This window comes from Salinigranum marinum, assembly GCF_024228675.1.
Classification (GTDB): domain Archaea; phylum Halobacteriota; class Halobacteria; order Halobacteriales; family Haloferacaceae; genus Salinigranum; species Salinigranum marinum.
This window is the reverse complement of the sequence record NZ_CP100461.1, coordinates 2,610,020-2,625,183: the sequence shown is the minus strand read 5'-3', so window position 1 is coordinate 2,625,183 and position 15,164 is coordinate 2,610,020. Positions and strand designations below refer to the sequence as shown.

The following is a 15,164-nucleotide window of genomic DNA, read 5'->3' as shown; positions in this document are numbered from 1 at the left end:
CGAACGAAGCCAGGGCGAGCCTGGACGACGGCCGTCGTCGAGCGAGCGATCAAGCGACCGGTGAAGGAGCCGTCCGGGAGGCGTTGGCGGAACACGACGCGATCCGGACGATCGGGGAGTCGTCGACTGACGACGCCGACGAGTCGGAGACGACCGAGACGATAGTTCGACCACGTCACCTCGCGATGTACCGGATCCGGCTCCAGCGCATCCGACACGCACCCGACACGCACCCGTTTCGGCTCGCTCTGTGGTTACTGGAGTGTGCCGAACGGATCCCGATGAGCGCCGTCTCGGTTACAGGAACAGCGAGACGACTGCCAGGACGAGGAACACCACGACGAGGATCCTCGCGATCCCCATCGTGAGGCCCGCGATCCCCCGGAACCCGGCGATTCCGGCGATGACTGCGACGACGAAGAAGGCGATCGCCCAGCCGAGGAAGCCGCCGGAGAACTGGAGCGGGACCAGTCCGACTGCGGTGGGACTCATCGGCCCCTCCGTCTCGACGCTCTCTGGGCCCTCTTCCGACGGATCGTTTCCTGCCCGTCGACGCGTCGTTCGAAGGGGCCGGTCCGATTCACTGGCATCCGTGTGAGCTGTGTTGGCCGCATCGACTGTGACCAGGTGGCACACGCTCCAGACCCTTCTGCTTGCAGAGACAGCCTGAGCGACCTTCGGCCCGTCGTGGGCGACGGTTCAACGGGGGCCGGACGTGAATCCCGTATCGTGAACTACGCCCGGAAACGCTCGCTTCGCTCACCGGTCAGAATCACAGAAGTGCCGCCTCCCGGCACGTGACCAGTGGTTCAAGTACTCTACTGTTGAACCAGGGTGTATATCAATATGACCGATCCCACTGAACGGATTGATTTGCTCCGTCGTCGGGTTCGACGCTCCCCCCACATCAGCGACGCCGACAAGGAGGCGCTCATCGCGATGTCCGAGGAGATGGAGTTCCTCGACACCCGGTACTCCGACAGGCGTCACATCAAACTCCTCCAACACTGTACGCTCCTGGCGGGCGACTCCCCGAACAAGTACGACCCCGACGACCTCCCCGACGTCGATCTCGTCGACTGTTTCGAGGACGAGGACGCGGTGAAGACTATCGGCCGGTGGATCAAACGGAACTACGACAACGAGGAAACCAAGCGGGACTACCGCGTGGCTGTCCGAATGTTCGGTGAACACGCGGGGCCAGGCGACGGTATCCCCGAACCGATTAAGCTCCTCCCTGCGGGTACCCCCCGGAACTACAATCCGATGCCCGACCCGTCGAAGATGCTCTGGTGGGACGAGCACATCCTTCCGATGGTCGAGGCGGCTCGAAACCTCCGCGACAAAGCCGCGATCACCGTCTCCTGGGACGCGGGCCCCCGCCCCGAGGGGTTCCTCAATCTCCGAGTCGGCGACGTCTCCGACCACAAACACGGACTCAAGATCTCCGTCGATGACAAGCAAGGCGAACGGTCGATGTTGCTCATTCCCAGTGTGCCGTACCTCAGGCGCTGGCTCTCCGTCCACCCTGGTCGGGACAATCCGAATGCCCCCCTCTGGTGCAAGCTCAACAGCCCCGAGAAGATTAGCTACAAGATGGGGCTCAAAATGATCCAGCAGCCCGCACGTCGTGCCGGCATCACCCACACCAACGTCAACTACCGACGGATGCGGAAGAGCAGCGCGTCCTACCTCGCCAGCCAGAACGTCAATCAGGCGCACCTCGAAGACCATCACGGATGGACCCGCGGCTCCGACACGGCAGCCCGGTACATCGCCGTTTTCGCTGAGGCCAACGACCGCGAGATCGCCAAAGCGCACGGGGTCGAGGTCCAAGAGGAAGAGCACGAAGTGATCGCGCCGCTCACCTGCCCCCGATGCCAGCGCGAGACTCCCCGCGAAGAGGACCTGTGCGTGTGGTGCGGTCAGGCGATGGAGCACCAGGCCGTCGAGCGAGTCGAGGAGGAGCAGCGAGAAACCCGAGCCCAGCTCCTCGCGCTGGCGCAAGACAACCCCGACTTCCTCGACGACATCGAGCGCCTCGAAAAGTTCATGCAGTTCACCGACTCGAACCCCGAGGTGATGCGGGAGGCGCGCGGATTCGTCGAAGCCACGGGTAACTGATATCATCGGCTGGTCGCCCCCTCTTTCGCCTCGCGCAGCTCTCGTTCGACGTCTTCCAAGTCGGGATCGCTCCCGTAGAGAACGAGGGCGTTCATCGCCAACGCACGGACGAACCTATCGTCACCATGCTTTACGATGCGGAGGAGCGTCTCACGATTTTCACCGACGAATTGGTCGGGGTCTCCATCGTACGACTGCATTAGGACCGTTCTCCTCGCAGCGGGGACAGGCCACCATCTGCCGGCCCGTGTTCCCGAGCGATGTGAGCAGCGGGGATTTTCTTACGGAGGTCGACGCCACACAGGGGACACTCGACGAGCCGAATCTTGTCGTGCCCGAATCGCTCTATCATTCCCGGCCCTCCCGCTGAAGCACGTCGCGAGCATGGCCAATGCACAGCACCCGTGATCCCCATTCGGCGATGTGGACGTGAACGAGGTCACGGGAGCTTCGACAACCACTGGCCCCACAGGCTGCGGCCCTTGGTCGTGCCTCGACAGCGACCCCATCGATTCGATTTACACTCCGGAGGAACGCACCTCGTTCGGAGTGTTCCAGTTGTGTTTGGTTCGATTCCTGTACGCCTTGTCTGACCGTTGTTGCATTCATGTGTCCGGTATTCGCCGGTTCAACCGGCGTAGCTGCGGCCGCCTCGATAGGGCCCGGACCCGAACGCTGATGTACAGCGGTTGTATATCGACATACCAGGGCTTGACCTGCGAAGGCGGCTCCGATTTGCTATCAGTTCAGCGGCAGGCACACTCCCCTGCCAGGGAGCCTGAATGGGTGCCTGTAACACCCGATTGCGTCGGCCTGTCGCTGTACGATTCAACCGATACGAGCGGTGCTACTCGCGTTTATCGAGTTATCGGCCACCCTGGTCGGTGTGGACCTCAATTAGACGGTCGAGTGTCTCAGTCCACGTTTCACCCTCACGCTTGACGCTATGCACCTTGTCACGTGTGCGAGGGCGAACTGGGATCGAAGTCCATCTATCATCGGGGTCTACCGACATATACCATCCATATTCGGTGAGAGTAATTAATCCTAAGTAATACAGAATTATTACTCTCTGATAATGCCGTCTGACAAAGAGACACCAAATGACAAACTCAATGGATATTTGGGACCAAATATGGAAGTCACCGAACACTCTCGTGACCGAGATCCTGGGCTGCTCACGTACGCCGATAGAGCGTACCTACTCGGTGAAAATGACGTGAGTGGTGGGTCCGAGGTGCAGCTACGCCAGCGTATGCGAGACCGAGTCAGGAACGGTCTGCTCGACTTCGAGCTACTGTTACGCTACATGGACGACCACGACATTCAGACGATATTCAATAACGTATCGAGCCGTTCGCAGTGGATTGAATCTGGTCCCGAGAATGTATATTTGGGAGCTGAATCTGCGCTAGGTTTCATTTATTATGGAATTTCAGAGCACACACATGCAAATTTCGAGCGACTCGTGAGAAGTGCTGTCGAATATGGCAGCAGTCGTAGTAAACGAGCCCGGCAGGGACCACACTACAGTATAGCCGAGGCTTCGGTGGACATTGAGCTGGAATGGAACCATGATATCATCGATCACGAGCACGCACTCGAAAAATTGCGCTCGGACGCCCAGCTCACGGACCAGGAATTGGCAGCCCTCGTTCGATATGGAGACCTCGATTCGGATGACTGGACTCGGCTTGAACAGCGAAATACGGAGGTTTCCGATGCGATCTCGACGGGTGACGAGGAAGGGTAATTGGAACGTATCCAGAGTAATTTGAGATGATAGCGGTATTATTCGCTCAGGTTAACAGTACGTGAGATGTCCTTTAGCTAATTGATACGGATTAGCGGAAGTTCTCATAGATTCCGTCGTGGCAAAATCCAGACTCATTAACATCACCGTGACACATACAGAGGGTGTATTCAGCAGGATGGGGGCTGGGAGATAGACGCCTATTCTTCATTATTTATAACATGGGTTTATTCTCTCGCGGGTCGTAGTTCTTGCTGACTCTCCGAGTTCGTCTCCTTGGGTAGTGTCGTCGAGACCCAGTAGGATTTTCTCAGAGGTTCAACCACCAGAGAAGCCTATGGCAACAGCAAAAGAAACCCCCGACGTAATCGGCAAGCAACGCAACCTGCGGATCCCGTGGAACATCGAACCCCAGCTCAGGGAAGAGCAAGTGGCCACGGAGGTGGCCGATGGGGTCTACCAGCTTTGTTCAACCATGACCAACATGTACCTCATCGAGGACGATGACGGGCTGACATTGGTCGATGCGGGCGTCCCTGCACAGATGGAACTGCTGGAGGCCGGACTCGAACGAATCGGGGCCGAGTTAACCGATATCAAGGCGGTCATCCTCACGCACGTCGATCCGGATCATATCGGACTCGCTGAACCGCTTCGAAAGGCCGGAATCCCCGTGTGGCTCCCCGAAGAAGGGTACGAGACAGCTAAGGCTGGCTTAGGCAGGCCACCGCTTGCACCCTTCTTCTTTATGTGGCGGCCCGCGTACGCGAGATTTATTCGCGCGTTGATGCAGGCTGGCATGACCGACGCGGAACCCATCGCTGAGGCACGCACCTTTACCGACGGGCAGGTTCTGGATGTCCCCGGCCAGCCCGAAGTGATCGCGACACCTGGCCACCGGAAGGAGCACTGTTCGTTCTGGTTACCAGAGCGACGTATCCTCTTCGCTGGCGACGCCCTGATCACGATGGATATCATGAGTGGCAAAGCCGTGGCGCCAGAGCCCGTGCGAGGCGGGAACCTGTTCAATTACGATAAAGACCAGCAGATGGAGTCCGCACGAAAATTGGGTGCGCTCGGCAACCTCACTCTGCTCCCGGGACACGTCCAGCCCTGGGAGGGGGATCTCGGGGCGCTGTATCCATCGGCAGACTAACCGCCTGATTATTCGGTTCCGTCCTTGCTGAATATGCGCTGTGTATTCAGCAATACCGAGCCGAGCTGCTGGCGAACTGTTACGACCGGCGTGACCGATACAGAGGATGTACTCCGCACATCGTTCAGTGAATCGGGATAGTTTTCGTTATGCCCGCGAACCGTGCCCTGGAAGAGCTACGACGAGCAGCGAAGGCCACAATCTCTTCGTATTCGATAATATTATTTCGAATTAGTTTTTCGAGGTGCCAGACGATGATATATTATGCTACAACGTCGACAACGAATACGGCCTGTTCGCAGTTGAGCTATTGGATGTCAGCGGGACATTGGTATTTGATCGGGTCACGATCAAGGTAGTTGAGGCTGAGACGGTCGAAGCTGGCCTCAGTGGATTCGAAAACTTCGTTCCGACCCAGGTTGTTGATTCACACTTTTTCCATCATGAAGAGTCGGTAGTATCATCGGTCGTGTCCACAGACAGGACGGAATAGGCAGGCGAGAAAGGACTAGAGTTCCGCGGACCGTACACCGCCATGCGTGCCGCCTTCGTGCCGACGCGCTCGCACCGATGCAGGACCTGCCCGCTCTGCGGCTCCATTACAGAGGCAGCAGCGCCGTGTCGTCACTGGGCGCAACCGTCCACCGGATCAGTTCTCCGCCGGCATCTTCGGGGCGAACAGATCCTCCGGGATCACTCCGATCTGCGTGAGCATCGGAATCATGCCGGTCTCCTGCCACGTTTCGGCGATCTTGCCGTCCTCGAAGCGGTTGATTTCGATTCCGGTAATGGTCACCTCCTCATCTGTCGGCTCGATGGACCCCATCTCGCCGACGAACTTCCCGGTCTGACTCCAGCGGAGGACAACGAACTCCCCCGCCGGGATCAACTGGTCAAGCTCCACAGGACCGTCGAAGAATCCGTGCCACGTCTCGGCCATCAGTCGGTACCCATCGGGGCCACTGGCCCACTCGGTACCCTGCGGCATCGACCGGTCGTGGAGGATGTAGTCCTTGGCTTGCCTTGTTTTGCGGTCGACTAACGGCAGCTTCAGACGCTCTCACGGGAAGATTCCGTCACGCTAACCCGTAATTGGACGCCGTCTGGCGATATGGCATCGCTCAGACGGCTAGCACGGATGTGTCGAGATCTTGCCAAACAGCACGTTGACGACCCGGAAGTACCCGCCGCGCCGGACGGCGCGGGCGGGTACGCGAAATGGGTGCAGATCGCCTTGATTCTGTACCGCGTCGAGTTGGAGAAGAGCCTCCGTGAGACTGAAGACTATCTTAACGAGATGCCCGGTGTCCTCGCCGTGTTCGAACTTGACGAGGCACCGCACTACAGTTCGTTCTGCCGGTGGGAACAAGAGTACCGGATGCGTGACCTGCGCCGCCTGCTCCGCGCTTCGGCGGAGCAGGCGGGCTGGAGTGGTGAAGCCGCGATTGACGCGAGTGGCTTCCAGCGCGATCAAACCAGCTACCACTACCGCGACCGCGCGAATTACTCGTTCCAGTCGATGAAGACGACGATCTTGATCGACGTGAACTCGCTGGCGATCAAGGACGTTCATTTCACGACGAAGAAAGCCTGGGACGGCCACATCGGGATGCAGGTCTTCCGCCGGAACGCGGAAGACCTGCGTGTGTTGTCTGCTGATGCGAACTATTCGTGGAGCGACCTCCGCGAGGAGTGTCGCTCCAACTCAACGCGACCGTTGATCAAGCACAGGGAGCAGACACCGTTGCAGAAGGCCCACAACGCCCGGATGAACGAGGACTACAACCAACGCTGGATGAGCGAGACAGGTTTCTCGCAGTTGAAGGAAGACGACGGCGAGAAGCTCCGCTCCCGGAGCTGGCATGGCCAGTTCCGGGAGCTGACTCGCAAGTGCATCGTGCATAACCTGACGCAGGCGGCGAGTTAGGGCTCGCCGTCTGCTCCCCTTCTCCGGACGTATCCGGGAGAGGCATCGCCGCCGTCACCGGAACAATGGAGCAAGGTACCATAGTTTTGACTCATCAGCAACCGCTGTGAGTGACAGCTACTGCATCTTCTGAGGGCGAGAAGCCGTCTTTAGCGCCGTAAAATTGTAGATCAGCAACCCCACCCCGACGCTGTCTTGCGTTCAACAAGGCACCTTGGCTACGAGTTCGTCGGTCGTCTCGTAGTTGTGGTTCTGCCAGACTTCCTCGAATAGTCGTCGGGCGCTCGTCTCGTTGTTTTCGTTATTACTCATGGTGTTGGTCCACAGTCTCATAGGTCTCCTGAGGGCTTAAATATAATTATATTGATAATTGGGGGCTTGAAGAGACAGAGCAGAGCGGTCACTACAGGGCGCATACTGCACGAACATTCTCGATGAGCAATGCCGTGACTTCGTCCGCGATGGTGACGAGAAGGAACTCGAGAAGCGAGTTTTCTTGAGAACTGTTACCTCTGAAACGGCCACATCACAGCCGCCGCTTGTTGTTCTCGTCGTATGCTCGGAGATCCTGCGCCGCGAGTTCGACCGTTCGTTTGATGCGCTTTTGCTTGGTCTCGTCCGTCTTAGCCTCCTCAACGGCCGCGATGAATGCGTGCTGGTCCGTGTTCGAGCAGTCCTGGAAGTTCTCCCAAGCGGTCTCGTTCTCACGCAGCGCCGCCTCAAGTTCGGCCGGAATTTCGTGATCGTCGCCGAGCCGATAGGCAGCCGCCCACTCGCCCGACTCCTTCGCCGCGTCGACGAGTTCCATTCCGGCCAGGGTCATCTTCCCCTCCTTGGTCATCGCTGCGACCCGCCCCTTGTTCGCCTTCGACCACTTGCTGTCGGAGCTTCTGGGCGTAAACCGACGGGTGTACGTCTCGTCGTCGATGCCCTTGACCAGACCGTCGATCCATCCGAAGCAGAGCGCTTCCTCGACCGACTCTCCGTACCCGATACCAGATCTCTCGGCGTCGGCCTTGTAGTAGCCTACCCACAGCTCTTTTTTCGTGTCGTGGTGCCCTTCCAACCAGGTGCGGAACTCGTTACGAGAGTCGAAGAATAGTGGGTCCATGGATCACCAAAGACCCTGCGCGTCTATAACCCTAGTCGGCCTTGTTGAAATCCTCGGTTGTTGATAGTTTGTCGGAGCCGTGTTGAATATAGAGTATGTATTCAGTGCCTCGTCCGTGTTGGTCTCACACCACAATCGGTCGACTCACTCCTCACGAAGGTATGCGGACGCCTCACGGCGTCCCGCGCCTAACAGGAGGACGCCGAGAGCGACGAACCAGACGATTTGGGTAAGCCCGAAGATGCCCCCGCCGATCTCACCGAGTGCTGGAATCGCCGAGATGATACCTGCAGTCCCGACCACGAGCCCGAAGTAGTTCACCAGTCGGTGGAGCGCCCGCGCTCGCAGCGCCACCACACTCACGAGTAGCGTCCAGAGCCCGCCGATGATCTCGTTACCGCCGCCCATCCCGTCGATGACCGGACTGACTGCCAGCCAGACCGTGGTCGCCTGCGTCGGGTCGGTACTGTAGAGGTCAACGACGACGCCCGTCGCGAGGGTGGCAATCATCCCGCTGGCGATGACGAGGCCGGCCCAGATGAGCCCGAACGCGGTCGTCGCGCGCATCAGCATCGGTGCGTAGGCTTTGAGATGCTCGTGGAGCGCCAGAACGAGCGCCACCAGTACGATACCGAAGACCACGTAGATGAGTAGGTTCATCGCGTACAGACTCGTCTCGTTCGCGACGAACAGTTCGACCTGTTGGAGCGCCCCGGTGACGCTCGCGAAATCGAGGATGACGAGGAAGTACGCGATACCGGCCACGTAGATGGCCGCTTCGGTGAGCGCGGCCAGTCCACCGATACGCAGGTAGTTCCACCGACTCACACCGGTCGGCCGTTCGATACTCTCGACTGCTTGGTTAGTAGACGACGCCATTTTTATCGCTGATTTTATAATAGCCATCTGAGAAGATAGCCGTGTCGAAGGTTTCTCATCCGCCAGTCAGACTGTCTTCATCCATGCGGACGGTGCAGGATACGCTCGTCACCGTACTCGACGATCAGCCAGAGACTGTGTCACTCCTAATTGGCCGCGACAGGGGAGTGGACTACCTGAGTGGATTTCGACCGAGCATCGCTGCAATGCCGGCGAGCGCACGCAAGAGCGGTCGCTGAACCACCCACGGAACGGCTGCGAGACGCACGTCCGAACGGTAATGAGAGAGGACTGCGGACACCGCGAATAGATCCGGTCGGCCCCCTGCCCCGGCCTCGTAGAGCGCCCGAGTTGCGGCTTCGAACTCGCCGGGCGGGCGGAGGGTCGTCCGAACGACGAGGGTGTCGTCGCCGCGGTTACGGATGCTGTGGGCTTCTCCGGGGGCGATGGTCAGCGATTCGCCGGGAAGCAGGACGTGGGAGTCACCGCGAACCGTCACGTCGGCCCGACCCGCCATCACCTCCGAGCGTGCCTCCGACCGTGGGTGCAGACGGGCGGGCCCACTGTCTACTCCCGGCGGGAGAACGCCGTCCATCATCAAGTACGCCCCCTGTTCATCGACACCGCGTTCGAGGAACGTGATACGTGCTCCCGTCGATAGATCCTCGACTGTGCTTGGATATCCGACTGAATCGTATTCTGAGGGATCACCTGGTACCATCGACTGATGTTCGTTCGAAAATCGGCTCATCGGTTCAATAGTGCTCCAGCGGTCGTAACCATTCCGTACGTGCTGTTCGCTGGCTGGATGTGGCCTTCCTCCTACGGACCCTCGTCCCGTCGAGTCTATTCCCGGTAGCGACTCTTCGAGCGTTCCTCCAGTAGCGGCCTAGGAGATACAGAGGCCGAAGTGGGCAATGGGATTCACTGTGGAGCTCTGATCCGTGAAGATCAGAATAGTAGCCCAACGGAGAGCGTCAGTGACAGGGTGTTCGCCCACGAGAGGCTGCAGCTAGTATTTGACTGTTGTCGACGTTACTACATGCATGGCCCACATCCTTACTGTGTTCGGAACCGGCGAGGGACAGACCGAAAAGATAGCCGACAGCATCACGGAGGAATTCAGAGCCCGTGGCCACGAGGCAACGACGGTAAACGTCGCGGAGATCGATTCCGAACTCGATCTCGACGAGTTCGACGCTGTCTTGATCGGTGCGTCGGTCCACTATGGAAGACAACAGAAGTCGGTGAGGAAGTGGGTTAAAATGAACCGCGACGTGCTGGTGCGAACGCCGAACGGGTTCTTTCAAGTCTCCGGTGCGTCCGGGGCGAAGAACGACGAGGGCCTCGCGGAGGCGACAGGATATCTCGACAAGTTTATCGACGACACGAACTGGCAGCCCGACAGAATCGCCCTCTTCGGCGGCGCGCTACGCTTCTCAGAGTACGGTTTTCTCAAGCGAGCGTTGCTGAAATTCATCGTGAGGAATCAAGAATTTGAGACGGACGAGTCAGGAGACGCCGAGCTCACCGACTGGGAATCGGTCGTGTCGTTTGCCGGTGAGTTCGCCGCGTTCGTTGAGGAGCGGCTGAGCGAGGCGGTCGAAGCAGACTAAGGACCGACCGACAGCAGACGACCGGTTGGCCTTCACGAACTGGCACCGGGCGGCCACTACTTCGGCCGAGAATGACCGAACGGAGAGGGAGATAGACCGCGACAGATCTCGGGCCGACGAACCCAACATCCGCTCAACGGATGGCCATAGCGATAGCGACCGATTCGCGCTGTGTATCTCGCACAGTCCTTCTAACAGATACCAGATAGCACGTGTCCGAGTGTATGAGTTCTTCCGCTAATCCCTATGAGCAGCAACATTCCGAATTCACGATTTACGTCCGACAGTCAATCCACATTCCGAACATCCGATATCGGCTGGTTTTTCCATATCGACATGCGGCTCACTGGTCGTAAGTTCGGTACCACATCTCGGGCACATACCTTCGTTTTCGAGGTCGGATACCGCAGTGAGTGCCTCGACGCGAGGAATTACGCCCCTCATTTCGTTACTGATCCATTCAATCTCCCTTTCGAGGCTGTCGATACGTTCGGTGGACGCACTCGACTGTGCAAGGTCAGCGATTTCCCTCTCTTGTGCAGTCATTTTTCGTCGTAGGAAGTCGAGTTTCTGCTGGTGCTTCTCGATGACCGATTCAAGTTCGGCTACCTGCGATTGAAAATCGGTCGAAGAGGTATCGACGTTGGCGTTCCGTCTCTCGGGGAACGTATTGGGCCCCGTCTCGATCTCGTCGGTCGTTCCGGTTTTATCCGTAGCTGGCGATTTATCTGGTGTATCGGCGGCCAGATCCACCTCATCAGCCCGAATACGCACTGCTTGCATGCATGAGGGACACTCCAAATTCCCGTCTTCCGACTGGTGGTACAGTTCGAGGAATCGTCGGAGGACTTCAGCCCGACTCGTATCTTCGGCTTCGGCCAGTTCGTCGATAAGGACTCGCGTCGACTCGTCGACTTTCGTCGTAATCGGGATATCTCCCTGGCAAGTCGCCATGTTATAACTAAGTAATACCACCAAGTTGTAATAGTACTTTGGACCGTTTTCCCGGTGATACACGGCTACAACAGTAGTCTAGTGCTTCAAGCCGCCGTGGACAGGTGGGGAATGACTCGTCAATTGAATATCGTTCGATTGGTTCGTGAGCAAGTAGTGTAGCACGTCAGCAGCACTTGGAGGGTTGAAACAGTGAGAAGCAGCACTTCGGGCTCCGATGAGCGACACCACCACAATTTATCTATCCACGACGGCAATCTTCGGCTGAGCGAATTGCAATGAGTTCCAGCGCGTCAAATCCCCCTGAAGACAGTCCGTGGACACCGGAAGAGGTGTCGCCGAGCTCGGGCTTCTCAGAGGGGAAGCGCGAGATTACCGAGGGCTTCCGGAAGATTGGTGACGGAGCCTCGGAGGTCGTGTGTGGGCTTATTCTCCTCCTCCTCCTTATCATTTCCAGAAGGGATGACGGCGAGGAAGACCGTAGCAAGGAGGCTGCAGCACGCAAAGAGGAATGGGACAAACTGTCTGCATCGGTCCAACGCAAATTCGACGAATCGGACGTGACCGAGGACGACGTCGATGACGCGATAGAATGGGCCAGATCGCAGTAGTCTTTGACACCAACGTCCTCATTTCTGGTCTCGGCTTTGGTGGAAAACCCAAAGAATGCATAGACTTGGCAGTTATGGGAGACGTTCAGATGGTTATCTCTGAGGATGCTCTTGACGAGTTTCGAAGAGTCCTCACTTATGACCGCCTGCCCTTCGATGAAGAAGAGCAACGGACGCTTCCAGACGAACTCATCCGGCTCACCGGGGCTAAAGTTATCAATCCAGAAGTCTCTGTCGAGGTAATTGAAGACGACCCTGACGATGACGTCTTTCTTGAGTGTGCGCTCGCAGCTGGCGCAGACTACATCGTTTCTGGTAACGATCATCTCCTCGACGAGAATCCATTCCGCGGTATCAAAATCGTGGAGCCCGCAGAGTTCTTGAGCCTGATTCGCGACAGGTCCTGTTAACGATGCTATCCGGCTCGTATCCGACTGACGAATAGCGGGGTGCTGTTTGAGGACGTTTCCGAGCCCTGCGTAGACCGAGCTGTCGGTTGTTCCTGAAAGCCCCATCCGATTACGTCGAGATGGTGTCCCGTTCGGTCGCCCAATCGTACTCGTTGAGTGCAGCCCGAACAACCGGGACGCGGTCAGCGAGGTGCTCCCACTCGCTGGCAATTTCGCGTCGCATCTCGATCTCGTTGGCATCGTCGACGTCTGCAATACCGGCTCGAAGCTCGCCCGGGGTCTCGACGTCGTACGACTGTTTCCAGTCGGTGATTTTGGTGCGCATCGATTCGAGAGCAGTCGTCAGTTCCTCACGACTGTGTTCCCGCTGGAGTGTTGCGACCTCGCGATAGGCCGCCATGAGCTGATCGATGCAATAGAGCGTTTGATCGCCCTGTGTGACCTTTCGCAGAACGTTGTCCTCGACGAGCTGGTTGAGGTACTTTTGCGCTGTCTTGACGGACACGCCTGTTTCCGTCGCGACCCACGACGCGGTGCGGGGAGTCCGAAGCGTCCGTGCAGCAGCACGAATCCGCTCGCCACGCGTCATCGAAGCGTGGCCAGGGTTGTTGTTCTGGGTGTCGTCGGGCATACATCGATGTACGAGTGGATGGAACATATGTCCACTTGGCTGGAAATAATTAGTTCGAGCATACTCAGACGTCTACTGCCGGCTGCCGACGTCCGATCTCGTGGTTATACCTTGATCAGGTGGTCGTAGATCCGTTCGGTCGTCTGAATCGAGCGATGGCGTAAGCGGTTACGAACGTCGTATAACGTGTTCCCGTCCTCATCGTTCATCATCCGGTAGGCGACGCTGTGACGGAGTGCGTGTGGTGTCACGTCCTCCGCGTCGCCGCGTGATCCATCGACGAGATAGGGACGGAGGCCCGCCGTCTCCGCGACCTTGTGCAGCATATTACGGACACCCTGTGTGGTAATCCGGTCGGACGACCGAGCCGGGAACAATGCGGGCGACTCTTTCCACCGACTGTTCAGGTACGACGAGAGGAGCCGGGTCACATCGGTCGATAGTTCCATCGTCACCGGTCCTGGGCTGTTGTCGTTCGGGTAGTCCTTCTGGATGTGCCCGGGCAGGTATAGCTCGCTGTTTCCCTCCCGTAGCATCTCGACGTCAATGTCGATGAGTTCACCGACCCGGAGGCCGGTGTCGTAGGTGAGCGCGATGACCGCCTCGTTTCGCTGCTGGAGGTACGACGCACCAGTCTCGTAGCACGCGGTGCGGAGCGTGTCGACCTGGTCGGGCGTCAGCCACACTTTCGCTCGAACTTTGGAGTTTGCATTTTCGGGCATTCGGAGATGGCCTCTTTATAAACAGAACAGGCCGCAGTACCTTCGAACTTTGGACTCTACAGAGAGAATGCAAAGTTCGGTGGTACGTGCCACGGACAGGGCCGTTCGGCAGTTCTTGTCGTATGACACCGTATGCTGGCGAAAATTGCCCGACGGTGTCTGACTCCGGGTTTACGACTCGCCGCTCGAAGGGCTGCGGAGAGACTTCCCGGAGCTGAAGCTTGTGAGTTCGTCGATCCGGGCTTCTAACTCCTCGATCTCCCGCTGGAGGTCTTCCGTACCGTTTTCGTCGGCGGTGGCCAGTCGATCTTTCAATCCCTGCAGCCGTGTCTCCTTGACCTCCTCGTCGACGTCTGCCTTCCGAACGTACTCACTCTCCTCGATATCGTAGACGTCGGTTTCGGTGAGACTGGTCACATCGAGGGCATCATCGACTTTGTTCCGGTCGACGCTCAGGACGCGCTCGCGGTCGATCCCTTCGGCTTCGAGCAGTCCCAGGACCTCGTCGTCGGGTTTGAGTGTCCGACTCCTGCGAGTGGTCCGCTGGACGGAGCCGTACTGCCCGTGAACCGGTTGGTCGTGATGCAGGCGTCCGAGCAAGACCCGTCGTACGTCTTGGCGGAGATCGTTGGCGTTGCGCTGGACGTCCGAAAGCAGGGTGTAGAGGTTCACCAGGTCGGGCGTCTCCATCTCATCCAGTGCGGTCGGATCGTGCCGTTCGAGCGCGTCGATCAACAGGAGGGCGTCGCCGTAGACGGCGAGGTCGGGTTCGTCTCGGTCATCGCCGACGTCCTGGTCAACGTCGACGAGCGAGGTCGCCGTCCCGATGTCGGTGGCCGCGAGCGTCCCCTCATGGTCGTCGACGTCGAATTGGGGATGGACGCTCAGGATAGTCGCATACGGCTCGGCGTCAGTTGGGAGGCGGTTGAGGTCGAAGCCGCCGACGGCCTCCACGACACGCTCGGATAGCGTCTCGAACTGCTCACGCTGGAGCGGGATCGTCTCACTGGACTCACGGTACTTGATCAACACGCGGTGTTCCTGCACCCCGGTGATGCGGAAGGGTGTGCGTGAGAGCGGCGTCACAAACGTCGTATCTGAGGGCAGCGCCTCCAGTTCGTTGAGGAGGTTGTGCCACGTCAGCCTGAACGTCATGGCGCTGTGTTGGCATTCGATAGCAAAAACACTGAGGCGGGGCGCACGGACGACCACTCACAGCACCCAATCACCAGTTGGTGATCAGCTCTCACAGGTTCTGGAAGTTTACAGT

General features: G+C 58.3%; 18 protein-coding genes. 8 read left to right on the top strand and 10 right to left on the bottom strand.

Features of this window, described 5'->3' with window-relative positions; all coding sequences use genetic code 11:
- Positions 1–297: 297 nt before the first annotated feature.
- Complete coding sequence (locus NKJ07_RS13015; protein ID WP_318567242.1) at positions 298–492, bottom strand: DUF1328 domain-containing protein; 195 nt, start codon at positions 490–492, stop codon at positions 298–300.
- A 354-nt stretch (positions 493–846) separates the two neighbouring features.
- Here NKJ07_RS13015 and NKJ07_RS13010 point away from each other — a divergent pair, with 354 nt between their 5' ends.
- Entirely contained in the window at positions 847–2,124 is a 1,278-nt protein-coding gene (locus tag NKJ07_RS13010) for a site-specific integrase (protein WP_318567241.1), read from the top strand.
- Positions 2,125–2,126: 2 nt separating this feature from the next.
- On the opposite strand, the gene NKJ07_RS13005 is transcribed toward NKJ07_RS13010, so the two are convergent.
- The gene (locus NKJ07_RS13005) at positions 2,127–2,324 is read right to left on the bottom strand and encodes a hypothetical protein (RefSeq protein ID WP_318567240.1); all 198 of its coding nucleotides are present in this window, start codon (positions 2,322–2,324) and stop codon (positions 2,127–2,129) included.
- Positions 2,325–3,259: 935 nt separating this feature from the next.
- Between NKJ07_RS13005 and NKJ07_RS13000 the strand changes: the two genes are divergently transcribed.
- From NKJ07_RS13000 to NKJ07_RS12990, 3 genes are all read left to right on the top strand, one after another.
- Positions 3,260–3,877, top strand: a complete 618-nt coding sequence (locus NKJ07_RS13000) for a DUF8102 family protein (RefSeq protein WP_318567239.1) — start codon at positions 3,260–3,262, stop codon at positions 3,875–3,877.
- 337 nt (positions 3,878–4,214) lie between these two features.
- Positions 4,215–5,033, top strand: coding sequence for an MBL fold metallo-hydrolase (locus NKJ07_RS12995; protein ID WP_318567238.1), 819 nt, complete (start codon positions 4,215–4,217; stop codon positions 5,031–5,033).
- Between the two features lie 244 nt (positions 5,034–5,277).
- Entirely contained in the window at positions 5,278–5,526 is a 249-nt protein-coding gene (locus NKJ07_RS12990; protein WP_318567237.1) for a hypothetical protein, read from the top strand.
- A gap of 156 nt (positions 5,527–5,682) precedes the next feature.
- Here NKJ07_RS12990 and NKJ07_RS12985 read toward each other — a convergent pair whose 3' ends face one another.
- Positions 5,683–6,039, bottom strand: coding sequence for an ester cyclase (locus NKJ07_RS12985; RefSeq protein ID WP_318570458.1), 357 nt, complete (start codon positions 6,037–6,039; stop codon positions 5,683–5,685).
- 105 nt (positions 6,040–6,144) lie between these two features.
- Here NKJ07_RS12985 and NKJ07_RS12980 point away from each other — a divergent pair, with 105 nt between their 5' ends.
- On the top strand, positions 6,145–6,960 hold the full coding sequence (locus tag NKJ07_RS12980) for an IS5 family transposase (protein ID WP_318566907.1): 816 nt from the start codon (positions 6,145–6,147) through the stop codon (positions 6,958–6,960).
- A 526-nt stretch (positions 6,961–7,486) separates the two neighbouring features.
- Here NKJ07_RS12980 and NKJ07_RS12975 read toward each other — a convergent pair.
- From NKJ07_RS12975 to NKJ07_RS12965, 3 genes are all read right to left on the bottom strand, one after another.
- A complete protein-coding gene (locus tag NKJ07_RS12975; protein WP_318567236.1) occupies positions 7,487–8,071 on the bottom strand; it encodes a YdeI/OmpD-associated family protein in 585 nt (194 codons plus the stop codon).
- A gap of 144 nt (positions 8,072–8,215) precedes the next feature.
- Positions 8,216–8,899 carry a hypothetical protein gene (locus NKJ07_RS12970; protein WP_318567235.1) on the bottom strand — a complete coding sequence of 228 codons (684 nt, stop codon included), beginning with the start codon at positions 8,897–8,899 and terminating at the stop codon, positions 8,216–8,218.
- A gap of 223 nt (positions 8,900–9,122) precedes the next feature.
- Positions 9,123–9,545, bottom strand: a complete 423-nt coding sequence (locus NKJ07_RS12965; RefSeq protein ID WP_318570457.1) for a cupin domain-containing protein — start codon at positions 9,543–9,545, stop codon at positions 9,123–9,125.
- Between the two features lie 451 nt (positions 9,546–9,996).
- On the opposite strand from NKJ07_RS12965, the gene NKJ07_RS12960 reads away from it, so the two are divergent.
- Positions 9,997–10,566: a flavodoxin domain-containing protein gene (locus tag NKJ07_RS12960; RefSeq protein WP_318567234.1), complete on the top strand. Its 570-nt coding sequence runs from the start codon at positions 9,997–9,999 to the stop codon at positions 10,564–10,566.
- A 267-nt stretch (positions 10,567–10,833) separates the two neighbouring features.
- Here the strand turns inward: NKJ07_RS12960 and NKJ07_RS12955 are convergent, their stop codons facing one another.
- A complete protein-coding gene (locus NKJ07_RS12955) occupies positions 10,834–11,520 on the bottom strand; it encodes a ribbon-helix-helix domain-containing protein (protein ID WP_318567233.1) in 687 nt (228 codons plus the stop codon).
- Between the two features lie 278 nt (positions 11,521–11,798).
- Between NKJ07_RS12955 and NKJ07_RS12950 the strand changes: the two genes are divergently transcribed.
- Positions 11,799–12,131, top strand: a complete 333-nt coding sequence (locus tag NKJ07_RS12950; RefSeq protein ID WP_318567232.1) for a hypothetical protein — start codon at positions 11,799–11,801, stop codon at positions 12,129–12,131.
- Positions 12,113–12,541 carry a putative toxin-antitoxin system toxin component, PIN family gene (locus NKJ07_RS12945; RefSeq protein ID WP_318567231.1) on the top strand — a complete coding sequence of 143 codons (429 nt, stop codon included), beginning with the start codon at positions 12,113–12,115 and terminating at the stop codon, positions 12,539–12,541. The genes NKJ07_RS12950 and NKJ07_RS12945 overlap by 19 nt, the downstream gene beginning before the upstream one ends.
- Before the next feature lie 109 nt (positions 12,542–12,650).
- Here NKJ07_RS12945 and NKJ07_RS12940 read toward each other — a convergent pair whose 3' ends face one another.
- The 3 genes from NKJ07_RS12940 to NKJ07_RS12930 all read right to left on the bottom strand — a co-directional run bounded on the left by NKJ07_RS12940 (position 12,651) and on the right by NKJ07_RS12930 (position 15,049).
- Positions 12,651–13,172, bottom strand: coding sequence for a DUF7342 family protein (locus NKJ07_RS12940; RefSeq protein WP_318567230.1), 522 nt, complete (start codon positions 13,170–13,172; stop codon positions 12,651–12,653).
- A gap of 104 nt (positions 13,173–13,276) precedes the next feature.
- On the bottom strand, positions 13,277–13,894 hold the full coding sequence (locus tag NKJ07_RS12935) for a tyrosine-type recombinase/integrase (protein ID WP_318567229.1): 618 nt from the start codon (positions 13,892–13,894) through the stop codon (positions 13,277–13,279).
- Between the two features lie 171 nt (positions 13,895–14,065).
- Positions 14,066–15,049 carry a DUF7983 family protein gene (locus tag NKJ07_RS12930; protein ID WP_318567228.1) on the bottom strand — a complete coding sequence of 328 codons (984 nt, stop codon included), beginning with the start codon at positions 15,047–15,049 and terminating at the stop codon, positions 14,066–14,068.
- Positions 15,050–15,164: the final 115 nt, after the last annotated feature.

Excerpts from the sequence above, each read along its gene's own strand:
- NKJ07_RS13015 (WP_318567242.1), bottom strand. The coding sequence starts at position 492 with ATGAGTCCCACCGCAGTCGGACTGGTCCCGCTCCAGTTCTCCGGCGGC.
- NKJ07_RS13010 (WP_318567241.1), top strand. The coding sequence starts at position 847 with ATGACCGATCCCACTGAACGGATTGATTTGCTCCGTCGTCGGGTTCGA.
- NKJ07_RS13005 (WP_318567240.1), bottom strand. The coding sequence starts at position 2,324 with ATGCAGTCGTACGATGGAGACCCCGACCAATTCGTCGGTGAAAATCGT.
- NKJ07_RS13000 (WP_318567239.1), top strand. The coding sequence starts at position 3,260 with ATGGAAGTCACCGAACACTCTCGTGACCGAGATCCTGGGCTGCTCACG.
- NKJ07_RS12995 (WP_318567238.1), top strand. The coding sequence starts at position 4,215 with ATGGCAACAGCAAAAGAAACCCCCGACGTAATCGGCAAGCAACGCAAC.
- NKJ07_RS12980 (WP_318566907.1), top strand. The coding sequence starts at position 6,145 with ATGGCATCGCTCAGACGGCTAGCACGGATGTGTCGAGATCTTGCCAAA.
- NKJ07_RS12975 (WP_318567236.1), bottom strand. The coding sequence starts at position 8,071 with ATGGACCCACTATTCTTCGACTCTCGTAACGAGTTCCGCACCTGGTTG.
- NKJ07_RS12965 (WP_318570457.1), bottom strand. The coding sequence starts at position 9,545 with ATGGACGGCGTTCTCCCGCCGGGAGTAGACAGTGGGCCCGCCCGTCTG.
- NKJ07_RS12960 (WP_318567234.1), top strand. The coding sequence starts at position 9,997 with ATGGCCCACATCCTTACTGTGTTCGGAACCGGCGAGGGACAGACCGAA.
- NKJ07_RS12955 (WP_318567233.1), bottom strand. The coding sequence starts at position 11,520 with ATGGCGACTTGCCAGGGAGATATCCCGATTACGACGAAAGTCGACGAG.
- NKJ07_RS12950 (WP_318567232.1), top strand. The coding sequence starts at position 11,799 with ATGAGTTCCAGCGCGTCAAATCCCCCTGAAGACAGTCCGTGGACACCG.
- NKJ07_RS12945 (WP_318567231.1), top strand. The coding sequence starts at position 12,113 with ATGGGCCAGATCGCAGTAGTCTTTGACACCAACGTCCTCATTTCTGGT.
- NKJ07_RS12940 (WP_318567230.1), bottom strand. The coding sequence starts at position 13,172 with ATGCCCGACGACACCCAGAACAACAACCCTGGCCACGCTTCGATGACG.
- NKJ07_RS12935 (WP_318567229.1), bottom strand. The coding sequence starts at position 13,894 with ATGCCCGAAAATGCAAACTCCAAAGTTCGAGCGAAAGTGTGGCTGACG.
- NKJ07_RS12930 (WP_318567228.1), bottom strand. The coding sequence starts at position 15,049 with ATGACGTTCAGGCTGACGTGGCACAACCTCCTCAACGAACTGGAGGCG.